Origin of the sequence: Streptomyces sp. Je 1-332 (assembly GCF_040730185.1) — a bacterium.
Lineage (GTDB): Bacteria > Actinomycetota > Actinomycetes > Streptomycetales > Streptomycetaceae > Streptomyces.
Genome location: NZ_CP160402.1, coordinates 1,627,089 through 1,649,758, shown reverse-complemented (window position 1 = coordinate 1,649,758; position 22,670 = coordinate 1,627,089). Strand labels below are relative to the sequence as shown.

General features: G+C 71.7%; 21 protein-coding genes. 12 read left to right on the top strand and 9 right to left on the bottom strand.

All coding sequences use genetic code 11. The features are described from left to right. Positions 1-35: 35 nt before the first annotated feature. Positions 36-1,091 carry a DUF3533 domain-containing protein gene (locus ABXJ52_RS07710; protein ID WP_367040381.1) on the bottom strand — a complete coding sequence of 352 codons (1,056 nt, stop codon included), beginning with the start codon at positions 1,089-1,091 and terminating at the stop codon, positions 36-38. Positions 1,092-1,266: 175 nt separating this feature from the next. Here ABXJ52_RS07710 and ABXJ52_RS07705 point away from each other — a divergent pair, with 175 nt between their 5' ends. Then, positions 1,267-4,710 carry a DNA polymerase III subunit alpha gene (locus ABXJ52_RS07705; protein ID WP_367040379.1) on the top strand — a complete coding sequence of 1,148 codons (3,444 nt, stop codon included), beginning with the start codon at positions 1,267-1,269 and terminating at the stop codon, positions 4,708-4,710. Next, a complete protein-coding gene (locus tag ABXJ52_RS07700; protein ID WP_367040378.1) occupies positions 4,707-5,681 on the top strand; it encodes a hypothetical protein in 975 nt (324 codons plus the stop codon). Before ABXJ52_RS07705 ends, ABXJ52_RS07700 begins: the two co-directional genes overlap by 4 nt. Before the next feature lie 11 nt (positions 5,682-5,692). Here the strand turns inward: ABXJ52_RS07700 and ABXJ52_RS07695 are convergent, their stop codons facing one another. Then, positions 5,693-6,556, bottom strand: coding sequence for an ABC transporter permease (locus ABXJ52_RS07695; RefSeq protein WP_367040377.1), 864 nt, complete (start codon positions 6,554-6,556; stop codon positions 5,693-5,695). Continuing rightward, entirely contained in the window at positions 6,553-7,461 is a 909-nt protein-coding gene (locus tag ABXJ52_RS07690) for an ATP-binding cassette domain-containing protein (RefSeq protein ID WP_367040375.1), read from the bottom strand. Before ABXJ52_RS07690 ends, ABXJ52_RS07695 begins: the two co-directional genes overlap by 4 nt. A 132-nt stretch (positions 7,462-7,593) precedes the next feature. Between ABXJ52_RS07690 and ABXJ52_RS07685 the strand changes: the two genes are divergently transcribed. From ABXJ52_RS07685 to ABXJ52_RS07675, 3 genes are all read left to right on the top strand, one after another. After that, positions 7,594-8,904 (top strand): histidine kinase, encoded by a 1,311-nt coding sequence (locus tag ABXJ52_RS07685; protein WP_367040374.1) that lies wholly within the window; start codon positions 7,594-7,596, stop codon positions 8,902-8,904. Next, positions 8,901-9,590, top strand: coding sequence for a response regulator transcription factor (locus ABXJ52_RS07680; RefSeq protein ID WP_367040372.1), 690 nt, complete (start codon positions 8,901-8,903; stop codon positions 9,588-9,590). Before ABXJ52_RS07685 ends, ABXJ52_RS07680 begins: the two co-directional genes overlap by 4 nt. Before the next feature lie 187 nt (positions 9,591-9,777). After that, entirely contained in the window at positions 9,778-10,659 is an 882-nt protein-coding gene (locus ABXJ52_RS07675) for an alpha/beta fold hydrolase (protein WP_367040370.1), read from the top strand. A 61-nt stretch (positions 10,660-10,720) separates the two neighbouring features. Here the strand turns inward: ABXJ52_RS07675 and ABXJ52_RS07670 are convergent, their stop codons facing one another. Continuing rightward, on the bottom strand, positions 10,721-11,734 hold the full coding sequence (locus tag ABXJ52_RS07670) for a lytic polysaccharide monooxygenase (RefSeq protein WP_367040369.1): 1,014 nt from the start codon (positions 11,732-11,734) through the stop codon (positions 10,721-10,723). Between the two features lie 287 nt (positions 11,735-12,021). Next, entirely contained in the window at positions 12,022-12,708 is a 687-nt protein-coding gene (locus tag ABXJ52_RS07665; RefSeq protein WP_367040368.1) for a response regulator, read from the bottom strand. Positions 12,709-12,934: 226 nt separating this feature from the next. On the opposite strand from ABXJ52_RS07665, the gene ABXJ52_RS07660 reads away from it, so the two are divergent. The 4 genes from ABXJ52_RS07660 to ABXJ52_RS07645 are packed head-to-tail and all read left to right on the top strand — an operon-like array spanning position 12,935 to position 16,419. Further along, positions 12,935-13,918: a tripartite tricarboxylate transporter substrate binding protein gene (locus ABXJ52_RS07660; protein ID WP_367048879.1), complete on the top strand. Its 984-nt coding sequence runs from the start codon at positions 12,935-12,937 to the stop codon at positions 13,916-13,918. Further along, positions 13,915-14,457 (top strand): tripartite tricarboxylate transporter TctB family protein, encoded by a 543-nt coding sequence (locus ABXJ52_RS07655; RefSeq protein ID WP_367040366.1) that lies wholly within the window; start codon positions 13,915-13,917, stop codon positions 14,455-14,457. Before ABXJ52_RS07660 ends, ABXJ52_RS07655 begins: the two co-directional genes overlap by 4 nt. A gap of 1 nt (position 14,458) precedes the next feature. Beyond that, entirely contained in the window at positions 14,459-15,967 is a 1,509-nt protein-coding gene (locus ABXJ52_RS07650; protein WP_367040365.1) for a tripartite tricarboxylate transporter permease, read from the top strand. After that, positions 15,964-16,419 carry a GNAT family N-acetyltransferase gene (locus tag ABXJ52_RS07645; protein WP_367040363.1) on the top strand — a complete coding sequence of 152 codons (456 nt, stop codon included), beginning with the start codon at positions 15,964-15,966 and terminating at the stop codon, positions 16,417-16,419. The genes ABXJ52_RS07650 and ABXJ52_RS07645 overlap by 4 nt, the downstream gene beginning before the upstream one ends. A gap of 21 nt (positions 16,420-16,440) precedes the next feature. Here ABXJ52_RS07645 and ABXJ52_RS07640 read toward each other — a convergent pair whose 3' ends face one another. After that, positions 16,441-16,581, bottom strand: coding sequence for a hypothetical protein (locus tag ABXJ52_RS07640; protein ID WP_367040361.1), 141 nt, complete (start codon positions 16,579-16,581; stop codon positions 16,441-16,443). A gap of 108 nt (positions 16,582-16,689) precedes the next feature. On the opposite strand from ABXJ52_RS07640, the gene ABXJ52_RS07635 reads away from it, so the two are divergent. Then, on the top strand, positions 16,690-17,841 hold the full coding sequence (locus ABXJ52_RS07635; protein WP_367040359.1) for a methyltransferase domain-containing protein: 1,152 nt from the start codon (positions 16,690-16,692) through the stop codon (positions 17,839-17,841). Between the two features lie 93 nt (positions 17,842-17,934). Here the strand turns inward: ABXJ52_RS07635 and ABXJ52_RS07630 are convergent, their stop codons facing one another. After that, complete coding sequence (locus ABXJ52_RS07630; RefSeq protein ID WP_367040358.1) at positions 17,935-18,465, bottom strand: DUF402 domain-containing protein; 531 nt, start codon at positions 18,463-18,465, stop codon at positions 17,935-17,937. Then, the gene (locus tag ABXJ52_RS07625; RefSeq protein ID WP_367040356.1) at positions 18,446-19,375 is read right to left on the bottom strand and encodes a GNAT family N-acetyltransferase; all 930 of its coding nucleotides are present in this window, start codon (positions 19,373-19,375) and stop codon (positions 18,446-18,448) included. The genes ABXJ52_RS07630 and ABXJ52_RS07625 overlap by 20 nt, the downstream gene beginning before the upstream one ends. Before the next feature lie 70 nt (positions 19,376-19,445). Here ABXJ52_RS07625 and ABXJ52_RS07620 point away from each other — a divergent pair, with 70 nt between their 5' ends. Further along, positions 19,446-19,838 carry a GntR family transcriptional regulator gene (locus tag ABXJ52_RS07620; protein WP_367040355.1) on the top strand — a complete coding sequence of 131 codons (393 nt, stop codon included), beginning with the start codon at positions 19,446-19,448 and terminating at the stop codon, positions 19,836-19,838. Between the two features lie 148 nt (positions 19,839-19,986). On the opposite strand, the gene ABXJ52_RS07615 is transcribed toward ABXJ52_RS07620, so the two are convergent. Continuing rightward, complete coding sequence (locus ABXJ52_RS07615; RefSeq protein ID WP_367040353.1) at positions 19,987-21,081, bottom strand: DUF5925 domain-containing protein; 1,095 nt, start codon at positions 21,079-21,081, stop codon at positions 19,987-19,989. 162 nt (positions 21,082-21,243) lie between these two features. On the opposite strand from ABXJ52_RS07615, the gene ABXJ52_RS07610 reads away from it, so the two are divergent. Continuing rightward, entirely contained in the window at positions 21,244-22,668 is a 1,425-nt protein-coding gene (locus ABXJ52_RS07610; RefSeq protein WP_367040352.1) for a xylan 1,4-beta-xylosidase, read from the top strand. Positions 22,669-22,670: the final 2 nt, after the last annotated feature.

Here is a 22,670-nt window from a genome sequence, read left to right as displayed (position 1 = left end):
ACCCGGGTCTGACAACGGCCGGGGGAAGCGGGCCTTCACCGGCGGTGGGCGCCGGTGTCCGTCTCCGGTTCCTCCATCGCCGGCCGCCGGCCCGGCTGGCGGTCCCCGCGCAGCGCGGACATGGCCAGGGTGATGACGGTGCCGAGGACCGCCCAGGCGGCGAGCACCAGCATCGGGCCGGTGATCGCGTTGCCCTTGAAGTACGCGATGGAGCGGGCCACCCAGGTACCGGCGCCCGGCGGCAGCCAGGGGCCGATCTCCTTCCAGAACGGCGGCAGCATCGGCAGCGGGAAGGCGCCGCCCGCGCTCGGGTTGCCGGCGATCACGACGAGCAGGACGGCGAGGCCGATGCCCACGATGCCGGTGAGCGACTGCAGGGCGAGCGTGATCATGCCGACCGAGAAGACGACGAGCGAGCCGAGGCCCCACAGGCCCATGATGCTGCCGGGCAGGGCACCCAGGACCGGCCCGATGATGAGCGCGCCGCCCAGGCCGCCCGCGATCGAGTAGAGCGCCATGACGCCGGTCCTGATCAGGGCGCGCTGCCGGTTGGTGGCCCGGGCGCCCGCGCTGATCGCCAGGATCGACGCGCACAGGTAGCCGCCGACGCACCAGCCGACGACCAGGTAGAAGGACGAGAGGCCGTCGAAGTCCCTGGCGGACGCCGGGGCCACGTCCACGGTCTTGACCGTCCGCTTCTCGGCCCCTTCGACCTCGGTGGCGATCTTCTCCAGGGCGGTGGCGAGGGCGGAGCCGCCGCCGGAGCCGACCAGGAGGGTGTCGTCGGTGCCCTGGGGGTCGAGGAGCAGGGCGCCGTCGATGTCACGGTTCATGATCTGGTGCTGAGCCGCGGCCTCGTCCTTGAGCACACGCGGGTCGAGCGGGTCGCCGGGGAGCTTCCCGAGCTTGTCCGCCGTCTCCTTGGCCGCCGGGCCCGGAGCGACGACCCCGAAGGGCACGTCCTTCGGCTTCGGGTCGTGCAGGGCCCCTACGTAGGACGCGATGAACAGCAGCTGCAGGGCCAGTACACCGATGACCAGCAGGGCTGCTCGCGGGGTGACGGCGCTCTTCAACTCATCGGTGAAACTCATGCCCCCACGCTCCGTGTCCCCTGCTGTTTGCGCAGGTGGGCGGGGCCGAATGGGCGAAGAGGGTGCGGTTTCGCTCGGGCATCGCACAACGGTGTCGTACACGCGTTCGAAAGTTGGTCTATGGTGGAGGCGGGGGATGTGAGGTCGGATCGGTTCAGGGTTTCAGGAGGTGCGTGTGCCAGGGTTCACGCATCTGCACACCGTCTCCGGGTTCTCCCCGCGGTACGGGGCCTCGCACCCGGAGCGGCTCGCCGAGCGCGCCGCCGAGCGGGGCATGGACGCCCTCGCGCTCACCGACCGGGACACCCTCGCGGGGACCGTCCGGTTCGCCAAGGCCTGTGCGAAGGCGGGGGTGCGGCCGCTGTTCGGGGCCGAGCTCGCGGTGGGGGAGCCCGCACCGTCGAGCGGTGCGCGGCGGCGGACCCCGGTGCGCGGAGGTGCCTTCATCGACGAGTCGACCCCGCGCGTGACCTTCCTCGCCCGCGACGGCGCCACGGGCTGGGCCGCGCTGTGCCGCCTGATCACCGCCGCCCACCGGAGCGGCGAGGGGCAGCCCGTGCTTCCGTGGGAGGAGAACCACGGGGACGGCATGACCGTGCTGCTGGGCCCCGCATCCGACGTGGGGCGCGCGCTCGCCGCCGGGCGCCCCGACCGGGCCGCCCGCCTCATCGCACCCTGGCGCGAGCGCTACGGGGACGCGCTGCGCCTGGAGTCCGTCTGGCACGGGCGTGAAGGCACCGGACCCGGTTCGCTCCGCCTGGCCGCCCGCACGGTCGGCTTCGCCGCCGAGCAGGGTGTGCGCCCCGTCCTGAGCAACGCGGTCCGCTACGCCGACGCCGGCATGGGCCCGGTCGCCGACGTGCTCGACGCCGCGCGCCGCCTCGTCCCCGTCGACCCGACCAAGGAGCTCGACACCGGCGAGCGGTGGCTGAAGGGCGCCGACGCCATGCTGGGCAACGCCGAGCGGATCGTGGAGGCGGCCGGCTTCCGCCGTGACACCGCCCACCGCCTCGTCGAGCAGACGCAGGCGGCCGCCGCCGAGTGCGTCGTCGACCCCGAGGACGACATCGGCATCGGTTCCGTGCGCTTCCCCGAGCCGCACCTCGTCGGCGCCGGACGCCGCAGCGCCCAGCGCGTGCTCGCCTCGCGGGCGGCGGCGGGAATGGTGCGGCGCGGGTACGACCGCCTCCCGGAAGCCCGTGGCTACTGGGAGCGGATGCACCACGAGCTGGACATCATCGCGTACCACGGCTTCGCCTCCTACTTCCTCACCGTGGCCCAAGTGGTCGACGACGTACGCGACTTGGGTATCAGGGTGGCGGCGCGCGGCTCCGGTGCCGGGTCCCTGGTCAACCACCTCATCGGCATCGCGCACGCCGACCCCGTCGAGCACGACCTGCTCATGGAGCGGTTCCTGTCCACACGGCGTGCCGTCCTGCCGGACATCGACATCGACGTGGAGTCGGCGCGCCGCATCGAGGTCTACCGCGCGATCATCGAGCGCTTCGGCACCGACCGGGTCGCGACCGTCGCCATGCCCGAGACCTACCGGGTCCGCCACGCCATCCGCGATGTGGGCGCCGCGCTCTCCATGGACCCGGCCGAGATCGACAAGATCGCCAAGGCCTTCCCGCACATCCGCGCGCGGGACGCCCGCTCGGCGATGGAGGAGCTGCCCGAACTGCGGGAGGTGGCGGGACAGCAGGAGCGGCACGGCCGCCTGTGGGAACTCGTCGAGGCCCTGGACGCGCTGCCGCGCGGGGTCGCCATGCACCCGTGCGGGGTGCTGCTCTCCGATGCCTCACTGCTCGCGCGTACGCCCGTCATGCCCACCAGCGGCGAGGGCCTGCCCATGTCCCAGTTCGACAAGGACGACGTGGAGGACCTCGGGCTGCTCAAGCTCGACGTGCTCGGCGTGCGGATGCAGTCGGCGATCGCGTACGCGGTGGGGGAGGTCGAGCGGGCCACAGGCGCGCGGGTGGACGTGGACGCGGCGCCGCCGGACGACCCGGCGACGTATCAACTCATCAAGTCCACCGAGACGTTGGGCTGCTTCCAGATCGAGTCGCCGGGCCAGCGGGACCTGGTCGGGCGGCTGCAGCCCGCGACCTTCCACGACCTGGTCGTCGACATCTCGCTCTTCAGGCCGGGCCCCGTCGCCGCCGACATGGTGCGGCCCTTCATCGAGGCCCGGCACGGCCGCGCGCCCATCCGCTATCCGCACCCGGACCTGGCGGGTCCGCTCAAGGAGACGTACGGCGTCGTCGTCTTCCACGAGCAGATCATCCAGATCGTGGACATCATGACCGGCTGCGGGCGCGACGAGGCGGACCGGGTGCGGCGCGGGCTTTCCGACCCCGAGTCGCAGGGGCGGATCCGGTTCTGGTTCGCGCAGCAGGCGGCGGCCAAGGGCTACGACGCCGAGACGATCGGCCGGACGTGGGAGATCGTCGAGGCCTTCGGCTCGTACGGCTTCTGCAAGGCGCACGCGGTGGCCTTCGCCGTGCCGACGTACCAGTCGGCGTGGCTGAAGGCCCATCACCCGGCCGCCTTCTACGCGGGGTTGCTCACGCACGACCCCGGCATGTACCCGAAGCGGCTGCTGCTCGCGGACGCGCGGCGGCGAGGGGTGCCGATCCTTCCGCTGGACGTGAACCGGTCCGCGGTCGCTCACCGTATCGAACTGGTGTCTGGTTCTGATACGGCTCCGGACCGCTGGGGTCTGCGCCTCGCCCTCTCCGACGTCCACGGCATCAGCGAGGCCGAGGCCGAGCGGATCGCCGACGCGCAGCCCTACGCCTCGCTCCTCGACTTCTGGGAGCGGGCCAGGCCGAGCAAGCCGGTCGCGCAGCGGCTCGCACAGGTCGGCGCGCTCGACGCGTTCGGCGCCAATCGCCGCGACCTGCAACTGCACCTGACGGAGCTCCGGCGGGGCTCGCGGGGCGCCGCCGGGGCCCAACTCCCCCTGTCCGGCGGCCGGAAGACGGCACCCGCCGGGCTTCCCGACCTGGACGACGCGGAGCGGCTCAGCGCCGAGCTCGGCGTCCTCGGCATGGACTCCTCACGCCATCTCATGGGCGACCACACCGAGTTCCTCCGGGAGCTCGGCGTGCGGAGCGCCCGCCGCCTGCGGGAGGCCGAACACGGGGCGACCGTCCTGGTCGCGGGCGCCAAGGCGGCCACCCAGACCCCGCCGATCCGCTCCGGGAAACGCGTCATCTTCACCACCCTGGACGACGGCACGGGCCTGGTCGACCTGGCCTTCTTCGACGACGCCCACGAACGGTGCGCGCACACCGTCTTCCACTCCTGGCTGCTCCTGGTCCGCGGAGTGGTGCAGCGGCGCGGGCCGCGCAGCCTCAGCGTGGTCGGCGCCGCCGCGTGGAACCTGGCGGAACTGGTGGAGCTGCGGCAGGAGGGCGGGCTCGAAGCGGTGGGGGCGCGCCTCGCCGAGCCGGGACCCGACGGGGAGCCCGACGGGGCCCCGGCGGACGACGGCCGCCGCATCCGGATGTCCACGGGGTACGAGATGCACCCCTGGGCCGACCTCCAGCCACCAGGTGAACGGGCGGCGACGGGACGGAAGTTGTGGCACCAGAGCCCGGGGAGCGCGGGATGAGCACTCTGTGCGTACGGTTCCTCCTGCCGCCCCTGTACGAGGCGGCCATGCCCCGGCTGCTCACGCTGCTCGGTGAGTTCAGCCCGGTCGTCGAGGCCCTGCCGCCGGACTCCGCGCTCGTCGACGTACGGGGAGCGATGCGCTACTTCGGCCGGGACGCCGTCGAGCTCGCCTCGGTGATACGGGTGCGGGCGCTCGCCCACCACGGCGTGGACTGCGTGATCGGCGCGGGCCCCGGCCCGATGCTCGCGCGGATGGCCGCCCGGGAGGCCGCGCCCGGCGTGACCCGGGCCGTGGGCGCGGATGTGGACGCCGTCGCGGAGTTCCTCGGGCCGAAGCCGGTCGTCGAACTGCCGGGGGTCGGCCGCGCCACCGCCCGCACCCTGTGCTCGTACGGGCTCGACTCCGTCGGCAAGGTGGCCGCCGCGCCGCTGTCCACGCTGCAGCGCCTCGTCGGCGCCCGCGCCGGCCGCGAGCTGCACGAGAAGGCACACGGCGTGGACCGCGCACGCGTCGTGCCGAACGCCGCCGCCCGCTCCCTCGCCGCCGAACGGCCCTTCCCGCGCGACGAGTTGGACCCCACGCGGCACCGCAGGGCGCTGCTCTCCCTCACCGAGGAACTCGGTGCGCGGATGCGCGACGAGGACCAGGTATGCCGCTCCCTGACCCTCACCGTGCGCTACGCGGACCGTTCCACCACCACCCGCACGCGCGCACTGCCCGAGCCGACCGCGCACTCCTGCGCACTGACCGGATCCGCGTACCGGATGTACGAGGCGCTCGGCCTCCAGCGGGCCAGGGTGCGCGGCATCTCGCTGCGCGCCGAAGGGCTCGGACCCGCCGAACACGCCGCCCACCAGCTGATGTTCGACCCGGTGGACGACAGGGCCCGCAAGCTCGAAGCGGTGGCCGACCGGGCACGGGCGAAGTTCGGTCCTGGCGCGATCGTGCCGGGCACGCTGGCGGCGTAGCACCGCACTCCTCACAGATCCCGGCGGCGCACGGCGAGGACCATGACGATCACCGCGGCCACCGGCCACGCCGCGAACACGATCCACGCCTCCGTGACCGTCTCCGCGTACTTGGCCGGCGGGTGTTCCATCGCGGGGTTCTCGATGAGGGTGTTCCACGCGGTGATCGGCATCGCGTTGCCGAGCTCCTTCACCCACCGGTATGTGTCGCCCTGGAGGAAGGCGGGCGCAAGGACCAGCGACACGAGGGTCGTGACGATGCTGCCCGTGGCATGCCGCACGAGCGCCGCCACGGCCATGCCCACGAGCGCGCTCAGCGGTATGAGCAGCGCGGACGCCGCGACGGCACGCAGCGCGCCCGGATCGCCGATCGACAGACCGCCGTGCTCCCGCAGGATCGCCTGCGTCACGCCGAACGAGGCCACGGAGACGAGCACCCCGAGCACGGCCGTCACCGCCGACATGACGACCGCCTTGGCCAGCATCACCGCACGCCGGTCGGGGACGGCCGTGAACGTCGTACGGATCAGTCCGCTGGTGTACTCGCCGAAGACCGCGAGAGCGCCCACGCTGCCCGCGACGACCATCAGGATCTGCCAGGCGGGGTCGACGAACGCGCTGGACAGCGCGTCGTACCGCATCCGCGGGTCCATCGGCGCGGGCGCGTCCCGTTGTGAGAGCCAGTCGAGGTTCGTCAGCGCGGAGTTCACGTTGATCCCGGTGACCGCCGGCGCGCCGATGGCGAGGACCCAGTAGGTGGAGCGCAGCGACCACAGCTTGATCCACTCGGCGGCGAGGAGATGGCGGAAACGGGCCCGCGGCCCGGTGGCCCCGGTGACCTCGGTGGCCGGGGGAGGGGTGGTAGTGGTCGTCATCGGGCATCTCCCGCTAGGTATTCGACGCTGTCGGCGGTCAGTTCCATGAACGCCGCTTCCAAAGAGGCGGCCCGGGTGGCGAGTTCGTGGAGTCGCACCCCGTGCCGGAAGGCGAGGTCGCCGATGCGGGCCGCGGGCAGGCCGGTGACGGTGAGGGCATCGCGGTCCTCCTGGACGCGGGCGCCCTCGGCGGTCAGGAGCTCCTTCAGGGCGAGGGCGTCGGGCGTGCGCACCGTGACGCTCAGCCGGGTGCCGCGCGCGGCGAACGCGGTGACGCTCTCGGCGGCGATGAGCTCGCCACGGCCGATGACGACGAGCTGGTCGGCGGTGTTCTCCATCTCGGACATGAGGTGGCTGGAGACGAACACGGTGCGGCCATCGGCGGCCAGGCGCCGGAAGAGCCCGCGTACCCACAACACGCCTTCCGGGTCGAGGCCGTTGAGGGGTTCGTCGAAGAGGAGCACCGGCGGGTCGCCGAGCAGCGCGGTGGCGATCCCGAGGCGCTGGCGCATGCCGAGGGAGAAGCCGCCCACGCGCCGCCCGGCCACCTCGGCGAGGCCGACCTCGTCGAGCACCACGGCCACTCTGCTCCGGGGGATGTCGTTGCCATGGGCCAGGGCGCGCAGATGGGCGCGGGCCGTACGACCGCCGTGCACGTCGCCCGCGTCGAGCAGCGCACCGACGTGCCGCAGGCCGCGCGGCCGGTCCCGGAAGGGCCGGCCGTCGATGGTGGCGCTTCCGCCGCTGGGGGCCACCAGGCCGAGCAGCATCCGCAGGGTGGTCGTCTTGCCCGCGCCGTTCGGGCCCAGGAACCCGGTGACATGCCCCGGGCGCACCGTGAAACTCAGGTTCTGTACGGCGCTCTTGGCGCCGTAACGCTTCGTCAGTTCGTTGACCTCGATCATGTGAGCCACGGTGCCGCCGACCGGGGCGGCGCGGCATCGGGCCGGGGGCCATACCGCCGCGGGCCCGGCAGCCCACGGGCGTACGACTCCGGGCCAATACCCCCGCGCGGAAAGGCCACATACGATCAGCGCATGGACATCGACCCAGGTGAGGCCACGGCCGGGGAGGGGCGGAGCCGACGCGTGCCCGGTCGCCTGTGGCCGGCCGTGCGCACGGGCCTCGCCTGGACCGGGGCCGCCCTCTTCCCGGCCGTCACCAACGTCACGTTCGCCGACGGGCAGCAGGGCTTCGACCTCCTGATGGTCCTCGCGTCGGTCCTGCTCCTCGCTGTGATCGCCTCGCTGCTGCGGCGCAGGCCACTGCCCGCCCTGGCCCTGCTGCTCCTGGGCGGGGTCACGGCCACGATGGAGATGCGCACGACGCAAGTCAGCTATCTCCAGGCCCTGGTGGGGGTCTGCGCCGTCGGCTTTCTCGCGGCCACCCGCGCGCGCCGTACGTCGGTCACCGCCGCCCTCCTGGCGTTCACGGCACAGCTGGGCAGCCTCTTCGGCTTCCCGGTCGACCCCGACTGCCACCCCCGCCCGTACGACAGCCACTGCGTGGCGTCCCAGTGGGCCAACGACAGAGGTCAGACCGCCGTGTTCTTCGCCGTCCTCCTCATCGCCGCCTGGATGGCGGGCAGTTCGGCCCGGGAACGCCGTACCCATGCCGAAGCCCTGCGTGCCCAGAACACGGCCCGCGCCATCACCGCCGAACGGCTGCGCATCGCGAGGGAGTTGCACGACATGATCGCGCACAGCATCGGCGTCATAGCCATCCAGGCGGGTGTGGGCAGCCGGGTCATCGACACCCAGCCCGCGGAGGCCCGCAACGCCCTCAGGACCATCGAGGCCACCAGCAGGGAGACCCTCGCGGGGCTGCGCCGGACGCTGGTCGCGTTGCGCAGGGCCGAGCCGGAACCAGACGCCGCCGACGGGGCCGCTGATCGGGCCGCCGGCCGTACCGCTGACAAAGCCGCCACCGCTGACTCGTCCGCGCCGCCCCGTGAACCCGCCCCCGGGCTCGCCGACATCGACCGCCTCGCCGTGGCGGCCCGGGACGCCGGGGTCCGTGCGGAGATCCGCAGGGTGGGGGAGCGCGGGCCGCTGCCGGCCGACATCGACCTGGCCGCGTTCCGCATCCTCCAGGAGGCCCTCACTAATGTCGTACGGCACGCGGGGACGGACACCTGCCGGGTGACCGTCGAGCAGAGGGAGGGCGAACTGTCCCTCGCGGTCGAGGACGACGGCCGCGGTGGTCTGCCCGCCGGCACCGGGTTCGGCCTCGTCGGCATGCGTGAGCGAGTCGTCCTGCTGCACGGCCGGTTCACCGCCGGGCCGCGGCCCGAGGGCGGCTTCCGGGTGGCCGCGCTGCTGCCCCTGCCGCCGGTGGAGGCCCGATGACCGGCGCCGCCCGCCCCGCCGCCCCCGCGGTCCGGGTGCTGCTCGCCGACGACCAGCCCCTCGTCCGCGCGGGCCTGCGCGTCCTGATGGCCGACACCCCGGACATCGAGGTCGTGGGGGAGGCGGGGACGGGCACCGAGGCGGTGCGCATGGCCCGCGACTTACGCCCCGACGTCGTCGTGATGGACATCCGCATGCCCGGCATGGACGGCATCGAGGCGACGCGCCTGATCACTGCCGAGCTGGGGCAGACGCGTGTGCTCGTCCTCACCACCTTCGATGACGACGACTACGTGTACGGCGCGCTCCGCGCGGGCGCGAGCGGATTCCTCGTCAAGGACATGGCGCTGGAGGACATCCTCGGGGCGATCCATGTCGTGGCCGCCGGCGAGGGCCTGATCGCGCCGAGCGTCACCCGGCGCCTGATCGCGGAGTTCGCCGCGCGGCCGGACCCGGCGCCGCGGGCGGACCGGCGGACGGTCGACGGCATCACCGACCGCGAGTGCGAGGTGCTCACGCTGGTCGGCCGCGGCCTGTCCAACGCGGAGATCGCCGCTGAACTCTTCATCACCGTGGCGACGGTGAAGGCGCATGTGGCGCGGCTCTTCACCAAGCTGGACTCCCGGGACCGGGTCCAACTGGTCATCATCGCGTACGAGGTGGGACTGGTGTCGCCCCCGCGGTAGGGCCTCCTGGGTCCATGGCGGCGACAGGTCCCGGGGCGACCGTGCCAGTGAGCGCTGGAAGTTTTGCCGACGCGCAACTTCACACTTTTACTACTCGCCCGTAATTTGTCGTGTGCACGGCATCCTCGTGATCCGGATCACAGGGCTCACTCATCGCACCTCCCTTGAGCCGCAAGGAGATCACCCGATGCTGCCCTGGAGACGCACGCTCAGAGCGTTCACCGCCGCCCTCCTCATGACACTTCTCGTGACGGGCCTGCTCACCCTCACCCCCGCCGCCACCACGGCGTCCGCCGCCCCCGCCGCTCCCGCTGCCACCTCGCGAGGCTGGAACGACTACGACTGCAAGCCGTCCGCCGCACACCCCCGACCCGTGGTCCTCGTCCACGGAACCTTCGGCAACTCCGTCGACAACTGGCTCGTCCTCGCGCCCTACTTGATGAGGCGCGGCTACTGCGTCTACTCCCTCGACTACGGCCAGCTGCCCGGAGTGCCGTTCTTCAACGGGCTCGGTCCGATCGACAAGTCGGCCGAGCAGCTCGACGGCTTCGTCGACAAGGTGCTCGCCTCGACGGGTGCGGCCGAAGCCGACCTCGTCGGCCATTCGCAGGGCGGCATGATGCCCCGCTACTACCTGAAGTTCCTCGGCGGCGCGGAGAAGGTGAACGCCCTGGTCGGCCTCGCGCCGGACAACCACGGCACCACGCTGCTCGGCCTCACCAAGCTGCTGCCCTACTTCCCGGGCATCGAGGACCTGCTCACCACCAAGACGCCCAGCCTCGCCGACCAGGTGGCCGGATCGCCGTTCCTGACCAAGCTCAACGAAGGCGGCGACACCGTTCCCGGCGTGCGCTACACCGTCATCGCCACCAAGTACGACGAGGTGGTCACCCCGTACCGCACGCAGTTCCTCGACGGCCCCGGCGTACGCAACGTGACCATCCAGGACCTGTGCCCCGTCGACGTGTCGGAGCACGTGGCGATCGGGATCCTCGACCGCGTCGCCCACCACGAGGTCGCGAACGCGCTCGACCCGGCGCACGCGACGCCGAGCACCTGCTTCTCCTGAGCCGAGAGCCGCCGCTGAGGGATCTCAGCGGCGGCTCAGCGCGTCCTCGTTCTCAGAGAGTTCAGCGGCCGTGGCGCGCCGTGCGGCGGCGGGCCGCGCCGAACATGGCCGCGGCGCCGATCGCGAGGGCGGCGGCGCCGCCGATCGCGATGTACGGGGTGGTGCTGTCGCCGCCGGTCTCGGCGAGGTTCTCGTTGGTGGCAGCGGCGGGCTTCGCGGCGCCGCCGTTCACCTCGGGCTGGTTCGCGGCGGTGTCGTCGCCCGCGGAGGGCGCCGCCTCGGAGGCGTCGGCGCCGGTCTCGGCGTCGCTGTCGCCGTGGCCGTGGTGCTCGACGGTGGACTTGTCCGCGCCCGCGGCGATGTCCTGCTCGGAGGGCGCGGAGGCGGTCGGGGCCGGAGCCGCGGCCTCGGCGCCGCCGCTGTCGCCACCGCCGCTGTCCTTGCCGAAGACGACGTCGGAGCAGGTGTAGAAGGCCTCGGGGGAGTCCGAGCGCTGCCAGACCGAGTAGATCAGGTGGCGGCCCGACTTGGCCGGGACCTTGCCGTCGAAGACGTAGTCACCGTTCTCCATCTTCGGGTCGGTGACGTCGACGAACGGCTTCTCCTCCAGGTCCGACCACTTCAGGGGCTTGGACGGGTCGTACGAGTCCTTCGTGATGTACAGCTCGAAGGAGCCCTTGTGCGGGGCGGTGCCCTTGTAGCGGAAGGTGTGGTTGCCGCCGGACATCTTGCTCGACGGCCAGTCGGTGCGCGGCAGGTCGAGACCCTTGTACTTGTCGTTGCCCGCGCTGCACAGCTTCCCGTCGGGGATGATCTCCTTCGACTTGCCCGCGGCGTTGGCGATGTTGACGGCGTTCCAGTCGTAGAAGGCCTGCACGCCACTGGCGGCGACCGCGGCCTTGCAGGCAGCCGACTTCGGGGACTCGGGGCCCTCCTGGAAGCACGCGGAGACACGGCTCACCGGGTCCGTCATCGAACCGTGCGCGGCGGCAGGGGCGGCCGAAAGGGCGGTCAGGGCGAGCGGGGCGATCCCGACGGCGGCGATCGCGGCGACCTTGCTTCGGCGTGCGGTCATGAGTGGGTCTCCTCAGCGGCGGTTCTTGGGGGGTGGGGGACACGAGACGGTTGCGAACGGCCGGTGCCGCCCCCCGATCACGTGCGGCGCCGACGGTTCGTAACCGGCCCGGCGACGAGAAAACTAGCCGCTGAAATCCCCGAATTCGCCTGCTGGGAGGGGGTGATGGCGATCTTTATGGTGGGGTTAAGGGAGCCCTCAGGCTCCGCTCAGGTCGCGCCCGATTTGCCCCGGCGAGGTCACCGGCCCGCCGTCACCTTGCCCCGGGGAACCCACCGGGCCCGCCCTCACCGAACCCACCGGTACCGCCGCTCCGGCCGCCCCGTCCCGCCGTACCGCAGCGTCACCTCGACCCGGCCCGTGTCCGCGAAGAACTCCAGGTAGCGCCGCGCGCTGACCCGGGACAGCGCGCCCTCCTGTGCGCACTCCGAGGCGGAGAGACCTGCCGGGTGGCCCCGTAGCGTCTGCTCGACCAGGTCCGCGGTGTGGGCCGCCAGGCCCTTGGGGAGCTCGCGGGAGCCGGGCGGGCGGGGGCCGAAAAGCTGGTCGACGTCCTCCTGGCGCGCCTCGTCCAGACCGTCCAGGCGCGCCCGGAGCGCCGCCACGTGCAGCAACTGCTCACGCAGCGCCGCCTGGTTGAACGGCTTTATGAGGTAGTGCAGAGCCCCGGCCCGCAGCGCCGCACGCACGATCCCCGCGTCCCGCGCGGCCGTGATGAACAGCGCGTCCAGCGGCTGCCGGTCCCGGTCGCGCTCCTCGACGGCACGCAACTCCCGTAGCACCGCGATGCCGTCCATATCGGGCAGATAGATGTCGAGCAGGACCAGATCGGGGCGCAGCCGCTCCACCGCGGCCAGCGCCTCCGCGCCGCTGTGCGCCACTCCCACCACCGAGAACCCGTCCACCGCGGACACATAACGGCTGTGCAGTTTGGCGACCATGAAGTCGTCGTCCACGACCAGGACCCTTGTCATCGCCGCAGGCTATGGGCGCGACCACAACGACCACAACGTCCGTTGATTCCGGAAGAGAGACAGCTTCTTAACGCGCAGGCAACATGTGGGCCACCTCACAGGTTCCCGTCCCCGCGGACGGCGGCCGGGTTCCCGCCCCCACGGGGAGCCCGGCCGCTTCAACTCCTCCGTACCGAACGGCGTACGGAACCACGTACCGACTACGTACCGACAGGTGGTGGCACACGTGCGTCTGCGCACACCCCTTGCCCTGCTCGGGGCCGCGCTGCTCGTGCTCGCAGGGCCGCCGCTGCTCTCCACGGGCAGCGACGCCGAGACCGGCACCCAGATCCCCGGACTGCGCTTCATGGTCCCCAACACCCCGGGCGGCGGCTACGACATCACCGCCCGCACCGCGGCGAAGAACGCCGAGGACGCCGGACTCACCCACAACATCGAGGTGTTCAACCTGCCCGGCGCCGGCGGCACCGTCGGCCTCAGCCGCCTCGTCGGCGAGCACGGCAACGGCAAGCTCGCGATGTCCATGGGCCTCGGCGTCGTCGGCGCCGCGCGCTCGAACGACTCGCCCAAGACCCTCGCCGACACCACCCCGATCGCCCGCCTCACCGAAGAGCCGGACGTCGTCGTGGTCGCCAAGGACTCCCCGTACAAGAACATCAAGCAGCTGATCACGGCCTGGAAGAAGAACCCGGGCAAGCTGCCGGTCGGCGGCGGCTCCTCCCCGGGCGGCCCCGACCACCTCGCCCCCATGCTGATGGCGCGCGCCGCCGGGATCGACCCGAAGAAGGTCAACTACGTGCCCTTCGACGGAGGCGGCGAACTCCTCGCCTCGATCCTCGGCAAGAAGGTCGCCTTCGGCGTCTCGGGCGTCGGTGAGTACCTGGACCAGATCAAGTCGGGCGAGCTGCGCCTCCTCGCCACCACCGGGCCCAAGCGGGCCAAGGGGCTGGAAGGACCGACCCTCAAGGAGTCCGGCTACGACGTGGACTTCACCAACTGGCGCGGCATCGTCGCCCCGCCCGGCCTCTCCGACGCCGAACGCAAGAAGCTCACCGGCCTGGTCAGGAAGCTGCACGACTCCCCGCAGTGGAAGAAGTCCCTCAAGACCAACGGCTGGGACGACGCCTTCCTCACCGGCGACAAGTTCGGCGACTTCCTGGCCGAACAGGACAAGAGCGTGGTGTCCGTGCTGAAGGAGCTGGGACTGTGACGACCCCGACCACCGAGACCCCGCCCGACGAGCACGGCCGCAGCCGACGTACCTGGCTGCGCGAACACTCCGAACTCGGCGTCAGCCTCATGCTGTTGGCCCTCGGCGCCCTCGTCCTCACCGACGCGCTCACCATGGACGTCGAGATCACCCAGCGCGGCCCCATCGGCCCCAAGACGGTCCCGATCGCCGTGGGCATCGGACTGCTCGTCGTCGCCGTGCTCCTCGCGATCGACGTCCTGCGCGGCGGCCGCGGCGAGGCCGAGGGCGGCGAGGACATCGACCTGTCCGAACCCGCCGACTGGCGCACCGTCCTGCTCCTGGCCGGAGTCTTCCTCGGCGCCGCCGTCCTCATCGAACCGCTCGGCTTCCCCGTCGCGGGTGCCCTGCTCTTCTGGGGCGCCGCGTACGCGCTCGGCAGCCGGCACCTGGACCGCGATCCGCTCATCGCGGCGGGGCTCTCCCTCCTCACGTACGTCGTCTTCAACAACCTGCTCGGGGTGCCGCTGCCCGGCGGACCGCTGATGGGAGTGCTGTGACATGAACGCCTTCAACTCCCTGATGGACGGCTTCGGCACGGCCCTCACCCCCATGAACCTGCTCTGGGCGGCCATCGGCGTGCTCCTGGGCACCGCGATCGGCGTCCTGCCCGGCATCGGCCCCGCGATGGCGGTGGCGCTGCTGCTGCCCGTCACCTACGGCCTGGAGCCGACCGGCGCGTTCATCATGTTCGCGGGCATCTACTACGGAGCGATGTTCGGCGGCTCCACGACCTCCATCCTGCTGAACACGCCGGGCGAGAGCGCGGCGGTGGTGGCCGCCATGGAAGGCAACCCGATGGCCAAGTCCGGCCGGGGCGCACAAGCGCTAGCGGCCGCCGCCATCGGGCACTTCGCGGGCGGCATCATCGGCACGATCCTCCTGGTGGCCCTCGCACCGAAGGTCGCGGAGCTCGCGGTCGACATCGGGGCGCCCGACTACTTCGCCATCATGGTGCTCGCGTTCATCGCCGTGACGTCGGTGCTCGGTTCCTCGCGCGTACGAGGGCTTGCCTCCCTGCTCATCGGCCTCACCCTCGGCCTGGTCGGCCTCGACCAGATGACCGGGCAGCAGCGCCTGACCTTCGGCTCGCTCCAACTCGCCGACGGCATCGACGTGGTGATTGTCGCCGTCGGTCTCTTCGCGATCGGCGAAGCCCTGTGGGTCGCGGCCCACCTGCGGCGCACCAGCGGCGAGGCGATCCCCGTCGGCCGCCCCTGGCTCGGCAAGGCGGACGTCAAGCGCACCTGGAAGTCCTGGCTGCGCGGCCCGCTCATCGGCTTCCCGTTCGGCGCGATCCCCGCGGGCGGCGCCGAGATCCCCACCTTCCTCTCGTACGTCACCGAGAAGCGCCTCTCCAAGCACAAGGACGAGTGGGGCAAGGGCGCGATCGAGGGAGTGGCGGGGCCGGAGTCGGCGTCATCCGCTTCGGCCGCGGGCACCCTCGTCTCCATGCTGACGCTCGGCCTGCCCACGACGGCCGTGGCGGCCGTGATGCTCGCCGCCTTCCAGCAGTACGGCATCCAGCCGGGCCCGCTCCTCTTCGAACGCGAGCCGGACCTGGTCTGGGGCCTGATCGCGTCGCTGTTCGTGGGCATGGTCCTGCTCCTGGCCCTGAACCTGCCGCTCGCCCCGGTCTGGGCGAAGCTCCTCCGCATCCCGAGGCCCTACCTCTACGCGGGCATCCTCTTCTTCGCCGCGGTCGGCGCGTACGCGGTCGGCGGCGAGGCCCTGGACCTGGTGATCCTGCTCATCATCGGCCTGATCGGCTTCGGCATGCGACGCTACGGGCTGCCCGTCCTGCCCGCCGTCATCGGCGTCATCCTCGGCCCGAACGCCGAGCAACAGCTGCGCCGCGCCCTGCAGATCAGCGACGGCAGCGTCAGCGGCCTGGTCGACACGCCCTTCTCGATCACGGTGTACGTGATCATCGCGCTGATCGTGCTCTGGCCTCTCCTGAAGAAACTGCTGGTGCGGGGCAGGAGGAGTGACGTAGACGTAAAGGCATGACCCGAGGCACGAACGACGACATCCGCCCGGCGACCGCCGCCGACGTCCCCGCCGTGCAGGCGGTGACGGACGCGGCGTACCACCCCTACATCGAGCGCATCGGTGTCGTGCCCGTCCCCATGGAGGCGGACCACGCGGCGGAAGTGGCGGCGGGGCGGGTGTATGTCACCGGTGACCCGGTGGTGGGTGTCCTGGTCCTCGTCCCGCATGCGGACCACCTGTTCCTGGACAGCATCGCGGTCCACCCCGAGGCCGCGGGCCAAGGGGTGGGCCGCCGCCTGCTCGCCTTCGTGGACGAGCGGGCGCGGTCGCTTGGACTGCCGGAGGTCCGGCTCTACACGAACGCGATGATGTGGGAGAACCGGAAGATCTACCCTCGGTACGGCTACGAGATGGTGGAGCGCAGGGTGGACGGCCCGTACGACCGCTACCACTACCGGAAGAGGCTCTAGCTCCCTCCTCGCCCCGGGATCTCACCCGTCCGGCCACCAGGTCCGCTGGATGTCCTTGCGGACCTCGGAGCGCTCGCGGGGCCGCTCCTCGGCCTCGAATTTCTCCCGGATCTGCCGATTGGTGGGCTTACCGACGGTCTTGTGCACGGTCACACGGCGCATGGCTGCCTCCCTGTACTACCGATGTCCAAGGTGGGACGTCTGTAGACCTCTGCGGGGAGGGTTTCTCATTCGAGTTGGATTGTCAGTGGCGAGTGTCACCATCGCCGGATGACGATCGACTGGGAGACAGAGGCAGCCACCTTCGACGACGAGGCGGACCACGGACTGCGGGACGTGGCGGTGCGGGAGGCGTGGGCGGGGCGCCTGCGGGACTGGCTGCCGGTGGCCCCCGGGGACGTTCTCGACCTGGGCTGCGGCACCGGAAGCCTGTCTTTGCTGGCCGCCGAGCGGGGGCACCGCGTCACGGCGGTGGACCTCTCCCCGAACATGGTGGAGCGGGCCCGCGAGAAGCTGGCGGGGCACGCGGCGGAGGTGCTGGTCGGCGACGCGGACGCGCCCCCGGTCGATGGCCGCCGCTTCGACGTGGTCCTGGCCCGGCACGTGCTGTGGATGCTGCCTGACCTGGAGGCGACGCTGCGGCGCTGGTGCGGGCTGCTGCGGCCGGGCGGCCGCCTGATCCTCGTCGAGGGCGTATGGGGAACGACGAACCCCTCCGGCATCCCCGCGAGCCGTCTGATCGAGGCCCTGACGCCGATGGCCGCCCGTCTGCACTCCGAACGCCTGTCGGGCGACGAGCTGTTGTGGGGCAAGCGAGTGGAGGACGAGCGCTACGCGGTGGTGGCGGTCCTCCCCGAGGAAGAGGCGCCCATCCGTCACAAGGAGGTGGTGGACGTCCACCTCATCCTCCGCCGCGGCGACGAGGTCCTCCTCGCCCGCCGCGCCAACACCGGTTATGGGGATGGCTTGTTCAACCTCCCCTCCGGCCACGTGGAGCCCGGCGAGGACGTCCGCACGGCGGTGATCCGTGAGGCGCGGGAGGAGATCGGCCTCGACCTCGCCCCCGAGGACGTGAGCGCCGAACTGGTCCTCCAGCACCGCGGCCCTGGCGGGGAGGCCCGCATCGGCTGGTTCTTCGAGGCGCGGTACGGCGCGGGCGGCGCCCCCTTCAACGCGGAGCCGGACAAGTGCAGCGAACTCACCTGGCACAAGGCGGCCACACCGCCGGACGACATGGTGGCGTACTGCAGGGCGGCACTTGAGGCCTGGCGGGCGGGGGAGCGGTTCGCCCTGCACTGGCAGGAGGAGGGGGACGCGGTGCGGTTCGAGAGGGGCGGGGCGGACAGGTCGGTGGCCCTCACCCGCACCCGGGGTGTGCACGATGTGGGGGCGGGGGCAGTTGGCGGCAGCGGCCCGGCTTGAACCACCTGGCGTTTCACGCGCCGGGCCTGGCGGACCTGGACCGGATGGTGGCGGAGGCCCCGGGGGCACGGTTGGTGCGCCCCTGGCCGCTGGTCAGCGGTCGCTGGGGGCGGCGGGCTCGGTGGCGGGAGAGGGCGGCGGCGGTGACAGTGGGGCGCCGGCGCGGGCCAGGCGTTCCAGTTCGTCCAACGCGGACAGGGCCTTGGACGCCGCCTCGGGGTCGCGGGTGGCCAGGCCGCTTTGTGTGAACTCGTCCTCGTCCAGGCGGAGGATCGTTCCGCCGTCCGCGGAGCACCACAGGTCGAGGTCCAGGTCCTCCACCGTGAGGGTGGCCCCGTTCCGTACCGCGGGGCGAGTCACGTCGCAGTACCAGCCCTTCAGGACGCCCGTGGACGTGCGGACCTCCTTCACGGCGTACCAGCGGTCTCGCCAGTAGTGCTCCGTGAAGACGTCGCCCGGCTCGAAGCGTACGAAGCCGAAGTCCCGCACCCCGTCCGCCGCCCACGGCGCGCGGACCGTCACCACGGTGCCGTCGTCCGCGATGACCTCCGCCGGGTAGCGGATCTTCGTGCGGCCCGCCTTCATCAGGACGATGTCCAACGTGTCAGCCGAGTTCTCGGACATGACGTACCTCCGTCGCACAGATCTCGTAGCCGAACCACTTGTTGATCGCCAGCATCGGCTCGTTCCCGGCGTCGTTGCCGGTGAACGCCTCCGTGTATCCGGCCGCCCGCGCCCGGTGCAGGGAGTCGTTCTTGGCGAGCTTGGCGAGACCGCGCCCGCGGAACGCGCGGCCCGTGCCGGTCATGCCGCTCGCGTAGCGCGACGCGTCGTCCGTGCGGGCGAGCGTGAAGGCGGCGGGACGGCCGTCCACGACCGCCACGGTGGTCAGTTCGCGGTTCACCAGGGGGTGGTTCCAGGTCTCGGCGAGCCAGTGCCCGTAGTCCGTGAACTCCGCGGCCACATCGCCCGGTTCGTCCGCCACGGTCTCCGCGTCGAGATCGAAGAGGGCGCGCGGGTCGTCCCCGAGCTCCGCTCCCGTACGCAACTCCACCCCATCCGGCAGCTCTTGGCGCGGCGGCAACGGGCCACCTGCCAGGTCGAGGCGGAGGAAGTGGGCCGAGCGGCTCGCGCGGTAGCCGCGGGAGGCGGCGAAAGCACGGTTCGCGGGCTCGTCGAGCACCCAGGAGAAGACCGTGGTCGCTCCCTGGTCCGCGAGGTGAGCCTCCGCCGTCCGCAGGATCAGTGAACCCGCGCCGAGACCGCGCCGCTCCGGCAGTACGTAGACGTTGGCGAAGCCCTGGCCCGGCTCGGGGCTGTCGTGGGCGATGCCCACCTGCGCCGTGCCGACGATCTCCCCGTCGGCCTCGGCGACCAACTGGAGGTAACGGGAGTCGGGATGGGCGTGCGCCAGGTCGAACCGGACCGAAGCCGCGGTGGCGAGCATGGCGGGCACGCAGGCGCGGCGGACCGCGGCGAAGGCCTCGGCGTCGGGGCTGTTTCCGGGGCGCAGGGCGCGGACGAGGAGGGTCATGGGGCCGCAGGCTACGCGCGTGGCGCGTCGGGGTGCCTCCTATTTTCCCGCGGTGCGGGACAATCGCCGCGTGACTTTGAAGATCGAGATCGACGGTGGCACCGCCGGTGCGGGTGGCGTGCCGTCCTACGAGCAGGTACGGGCCCAGATCGCCGAGCAGGCGCGGGGCGGGACGCTGCCGGTGGGCTACAAGTTGCCGACGGTGCGGGGGCTCGCCCAGGAGCTCGGGCTTGCCGCCAACACGGTGGCCAAGGCGTATCGGGCCCTTGAGGCGGACGGGGTGATCGAGACGCGGGGGCGTCATGGGACGTTCGTGGCCGCGGCCGGTGACGCGGCGGCGCGGGAGGCCTCCGCCGCGGCCCAGGCTTTCGCCGAGCGGGCTCGGCGGCTCGGCCTCTCCGAGGCGGGGGCGCTTGCCGCTGCGCGGGATGCGTTGCGTGCTGCCTATGGGGACTCGGGGTGACTTCCACCCCGTGGCGGGGCGGTACTTGACGCCTGGCTGTTCCGGCACCCGGTAGCTTCGCGTTGTGCCCACCTTTCCCCAAGCTCTCGGCTTCGCTCGAGCAGGGGAGGCCCCAATCGCCCTGCGGAACGCCTGCCCACAACGGAAGCTACAAATAGAGCCCCGCGTCCGCCCCGCCCCGGGGGTCCGGTACCGACGTAGGCGACGTGCCGCGGCGCAGCGCGTACAGCTCGGCCAGCGTCGCGCCCTCGCGGGACACCCCCTCCTCCGTGCCGAGCCAGTCGATCGACTCGGCGCGGGTCAGGCTCCCGACCTCGATGCGGGCGAGGCACCGGCCGGGGCGGACCACCGCAGGGTGGAGTCGCTCCAGGTCCTCGTTGGTGGTGACGCCGACCAGGACGTTGCGGCCCTGCCCGAGCAGCCCGTCCGTCAGGTTCAGCAACCGCGACAACGCCTGCCCGGCGGTGTGCTTCGCCTCCCCCCGGATCAGCTCGTCGCAGTCCTCCAGGAGCAGCAGCCGCCAGCGGCCCTTCGCCGTGCCGTCGTCCTCGCCGATCGCGATGTCCATCAAGTACCCGACGTCACTGAACAGCCGCTCCGGGTCCAGGACGCAGTCCACCTGGCACCAGTCACGCCAGGACCGCGCGAGCGTCCGCAGCGCCGACGTCTTGCCCGTGCCCGGCGGGCCGTGCAGCAGCAGGAGGCGGCCCGAGATGTCCTCGGGGCCCGTCTTCATCAGGGAGTCCATGGCATCGGCCACCGGCGCGGTGTAGTTCTCCCGCACCTCCTCCCACGTACCGGCGGCGATCTGCCGTGTGGTGCGGTGCGGGCCGCGCCTGGGGGACACGTACCAGAACCCCATGGTCACGTTGTCCGGCTGCGGCTCCGGCTCGTCCTGCGCGCCGTCCGTGGCCTGCTTCAGGACCTGCTCGGCGAGGCCGGCGCTCGTCGCCGTCACCGTGACGTCCGCGCCGCGGTTCCAGCGCGAGACCAGGAGCGTCCAGCCGTCACCCTCGGCCAGCGTCGCGCTGCGGTCGTCGTCGCGGGCCGCGCGCAGCACCGTCGCACCCGGCGGCAGCAGCGTGGAACCGGACTTGACGCGGTCGATGTTGGAGCTGTGCGAGAAGGGCTGCTCGCCGGTGGCGAAACGGCCGAGGAAGAGGGCGTCCACGACATCCGACGGCGAGTCGCTGTCGTCGACGTTGAGCCGGATCGGCAGGGTGTCCTGAGGGTTCGCAGACATGCCGCCATGATCCGGCACACGAGTGCCCGCGTGCATCCCCGTTTACGCACTCCGCCGTACTCACGCCGCACTCCCGTCGCACTCCCTCGCACTTCGTCCGGTTGCGAACCCGTGGCCCGGAACCTGTCCTACCGCCAACGGTCGCCGTTACTGTTGTCCTTGATGGCACGTCATGGGTGGAATTCGGGGGCACAGCGGTGGCGGCTCGCCGCGCTGCTCGGCGTCGCTCTGGCCGCACTGGCCCTGATTTTGACCGTCACCACCACGCTTCCCGGTGACGATTCGGGTACCGAAGGCACCACGCGTGACGGCGACAAGGTGCACGGCACCCCCGCCGTCCCGCCCGGTGACGCGGATCCGGCCGTCGGCTGGGGCTTCACCCACACCCAGTACAGCGCGGACGAGGGCGGCGACGCGGCCACCCGCCGCGCCGAGGAGCTGCTCGCCGGCCTGCCCCGCCCGCTGCCGCAGATCCAGCACATCATGGGCTGGGGCGCGGGCAACCCCGAGCCGGTCAAGGGGCGTTACGACTTCTCGGCGATGGACCAGCGGATGGACTTCATCCGGGCCACCGACGGCACGCCGGTCGTCACCCTGTGCTGCGCCCCGGACTGGATGAAGGGCGGCGAGCCCGGCGCGGACAACACCGACTGGAGCCAGCAGGCCCTGGAGACCGCCCCGGAACCCGCCCACTTCGAGGACTACGCCAAGCTCGCTGCGACCGTCGCCAAGCGCTATCCCGACGTCCGGCACTTCATCGTCTGGAACGAGTTCAAGGGCTTCTGGAACGACGAGAAGGCCCGCTGGGACTACGAGGGCTACACCGAGCTCTACAACCTGGTGTACAAGGAGCTCAAGAAGGTCAACAAGGACATCATGGTCGGCGGCCCCTACCTCGTCATGGACAGCGTCGACCCGCGCCAGACCGAGGGCGCGTCGAGCGAGGTCGAAGGCGACTGGGGGCGCATGGACCAGCGGGCCCTCGACGCCTTCGACTACTGGAACAAGAACAAGACCGGCGCGGACTTCGTCGTCGTGGACGGCTCCAGCTACACCGTCGACGACGAGATGCTCCCCGACGAGTTCAAGGCCACCGAGAAGCTCACGGCCGTCGGCAAGTGGGTGCGGGAGCGCACCGGAGACCTGCCGCTGTGGTGGGCCGAGTACTACGTGGAACCGGGCGACAGCGACGACAACCGCGACGACTGGTCCGAGCCGCACCGCGTCGCCGTCCACGCCACGGGACTGATGGCGATGGCGCGCGGCGGCGCGAGCAGCGGCTTCTACTGGAACCCGCAGAAGAGGGGCGAGAGCTGCGCGGGCTGCCTGTGGCGCTCCACCGAACTCGACGACGGGGGCACGGAGTTGCCGATGCTGGCGATGCTCTCCCGGTTCAGCGACGCGTTCCCGCCCGGCACGCAGTACGAGAAGGTCTCCGTCGACGCCGACGACGAACCGAACGTACGCGTCCTCGCCACCAAGGAGACCGTGCTCGTCGTCAACACCCTCGACCGCCCGATCGACGCGAAGGTCGACGGGCAACGCTTCAAGATGAAGGGGTACGAGGTGAAGTGGCTGAAGCGGTGATC

Coding starts and splice junctions, on each gene's coding strand:
- ABXJ52_RS07695 (WP_367040377.1), bottom strand. CDS start 6,556: ATGACGACCACTACCACCCCTCCCCCGGCCACCGAGGTCACCGGGGCC.
- ABXJ52_RS07630 (WP_367040358.1), bottom strand. CDS start 18,465: ATGTCCGAGAACTCGGCTGACACGTTGGACATCGTCCTGATGAAGGCG.
- ABXJ52_RS07665 (WP_367040368.1), bottom strand. CDS start 12,708: ATGACAAGGGTCCTGGTCGTGGACGACGACTTCATGGTCGCCAAACTG.
- ABXJ52_RS07670 (WP_367040369.1), bottom strand. CDS start 11,734: ATGACCGCACGCCGAAGCAAGGTCGCCGCGATCGCCGCCGTCGGGATC.
- ABXJ52_RS07690 (WP_367040375.1), bottom strand. CDS start 7,461: ATGATCGAGGTCAACGAACTGACGAAGCGTTACGGCGCCAAGAGCGCC.
- ABXJ52_RS07680 (WP_367040372.1), top strand. CDS start 8,901: ATGACCGGCGCCGCCCGCCCCGCCGCCCCCGCGGTCCGGGTGCTGCTC.
- ABXJ52_RS07615 (WP_367040353.1), bottom strand. CDS start 21,081: ATGTCTGCGAACCCTCAGGACACCCTGCCGATCCGGCTCAACGTCGAC.
- ABXJ52_RS07675 (WP_367040370.1), top strand. CDS start 9,778: ATGCTGCCCTGGAGACGCACGCTCAGAGCGTTCACCGCCGCCCTCCTC.
- ABXJ52_RS07625 (WP_367040356.1), bottom strand. CDS start 19,375: ATGACCCTCCTCGTCCGCGCCCTGCGCCCCGGAAACAGCCCCGACGCC.
- ABXJ52_RS07610 (WP_367040352.1), top strand. CDS start 21,244: ATGGCACGTCATGGGTGGAATTCGGGGGCACAGCGGTGGCGGCTCGCC.
- ABXJ52_RS07685 (WP_367040374.1), top strand. CDS start 7,594: ATGGACATCGACCCAGGTGAGGCCACGGCCGGGGAGGGGCGGAGCCGA.
- ABXJ52_RS07650 (WP_367040365.1), top strand. CDS start 14,459: ATGAACGCCTTCAACTCCCTGATGGACGGCTTCGGCACGGCCCTCACC.
- ABXJ52_RS07640 (WP_367040361.1), bottom strand. CDS start 16,581: ATGCGCCGTGTGACCGTGCACAAGACCGTCGGTAAGCCCACCAATCGG.
- ABXJ52_RS07710 (WP_367040381.1), bottom strand. CDS start 1,091: ATGAGTTTCACCGATGAGTTGAAGAGCGCCGTCACCCCGCGAGCAGCC.
- ABXJ52_RS07635 (WP_367040359.1), top strand. CDS start 16,690: ATGACGATCGACTGGGAGACAGAGGCAGCCACCTTCGACGACGAGGCG.
- ABXJ52_RS07700 (WP_367040378.1), top strand. CDS start 4,707: ATGAGCACTCTGTGCGTACGGTTCCTCCTGCCGCCCCTGTACGAGGCG.
- ABXJ52_RS07645 (WP_367040363.1), top strand. CDS start 15,964: ATGACCCGAGGCACGAACGACGACATCCGCCCGGCGACCGCCGCCGAC.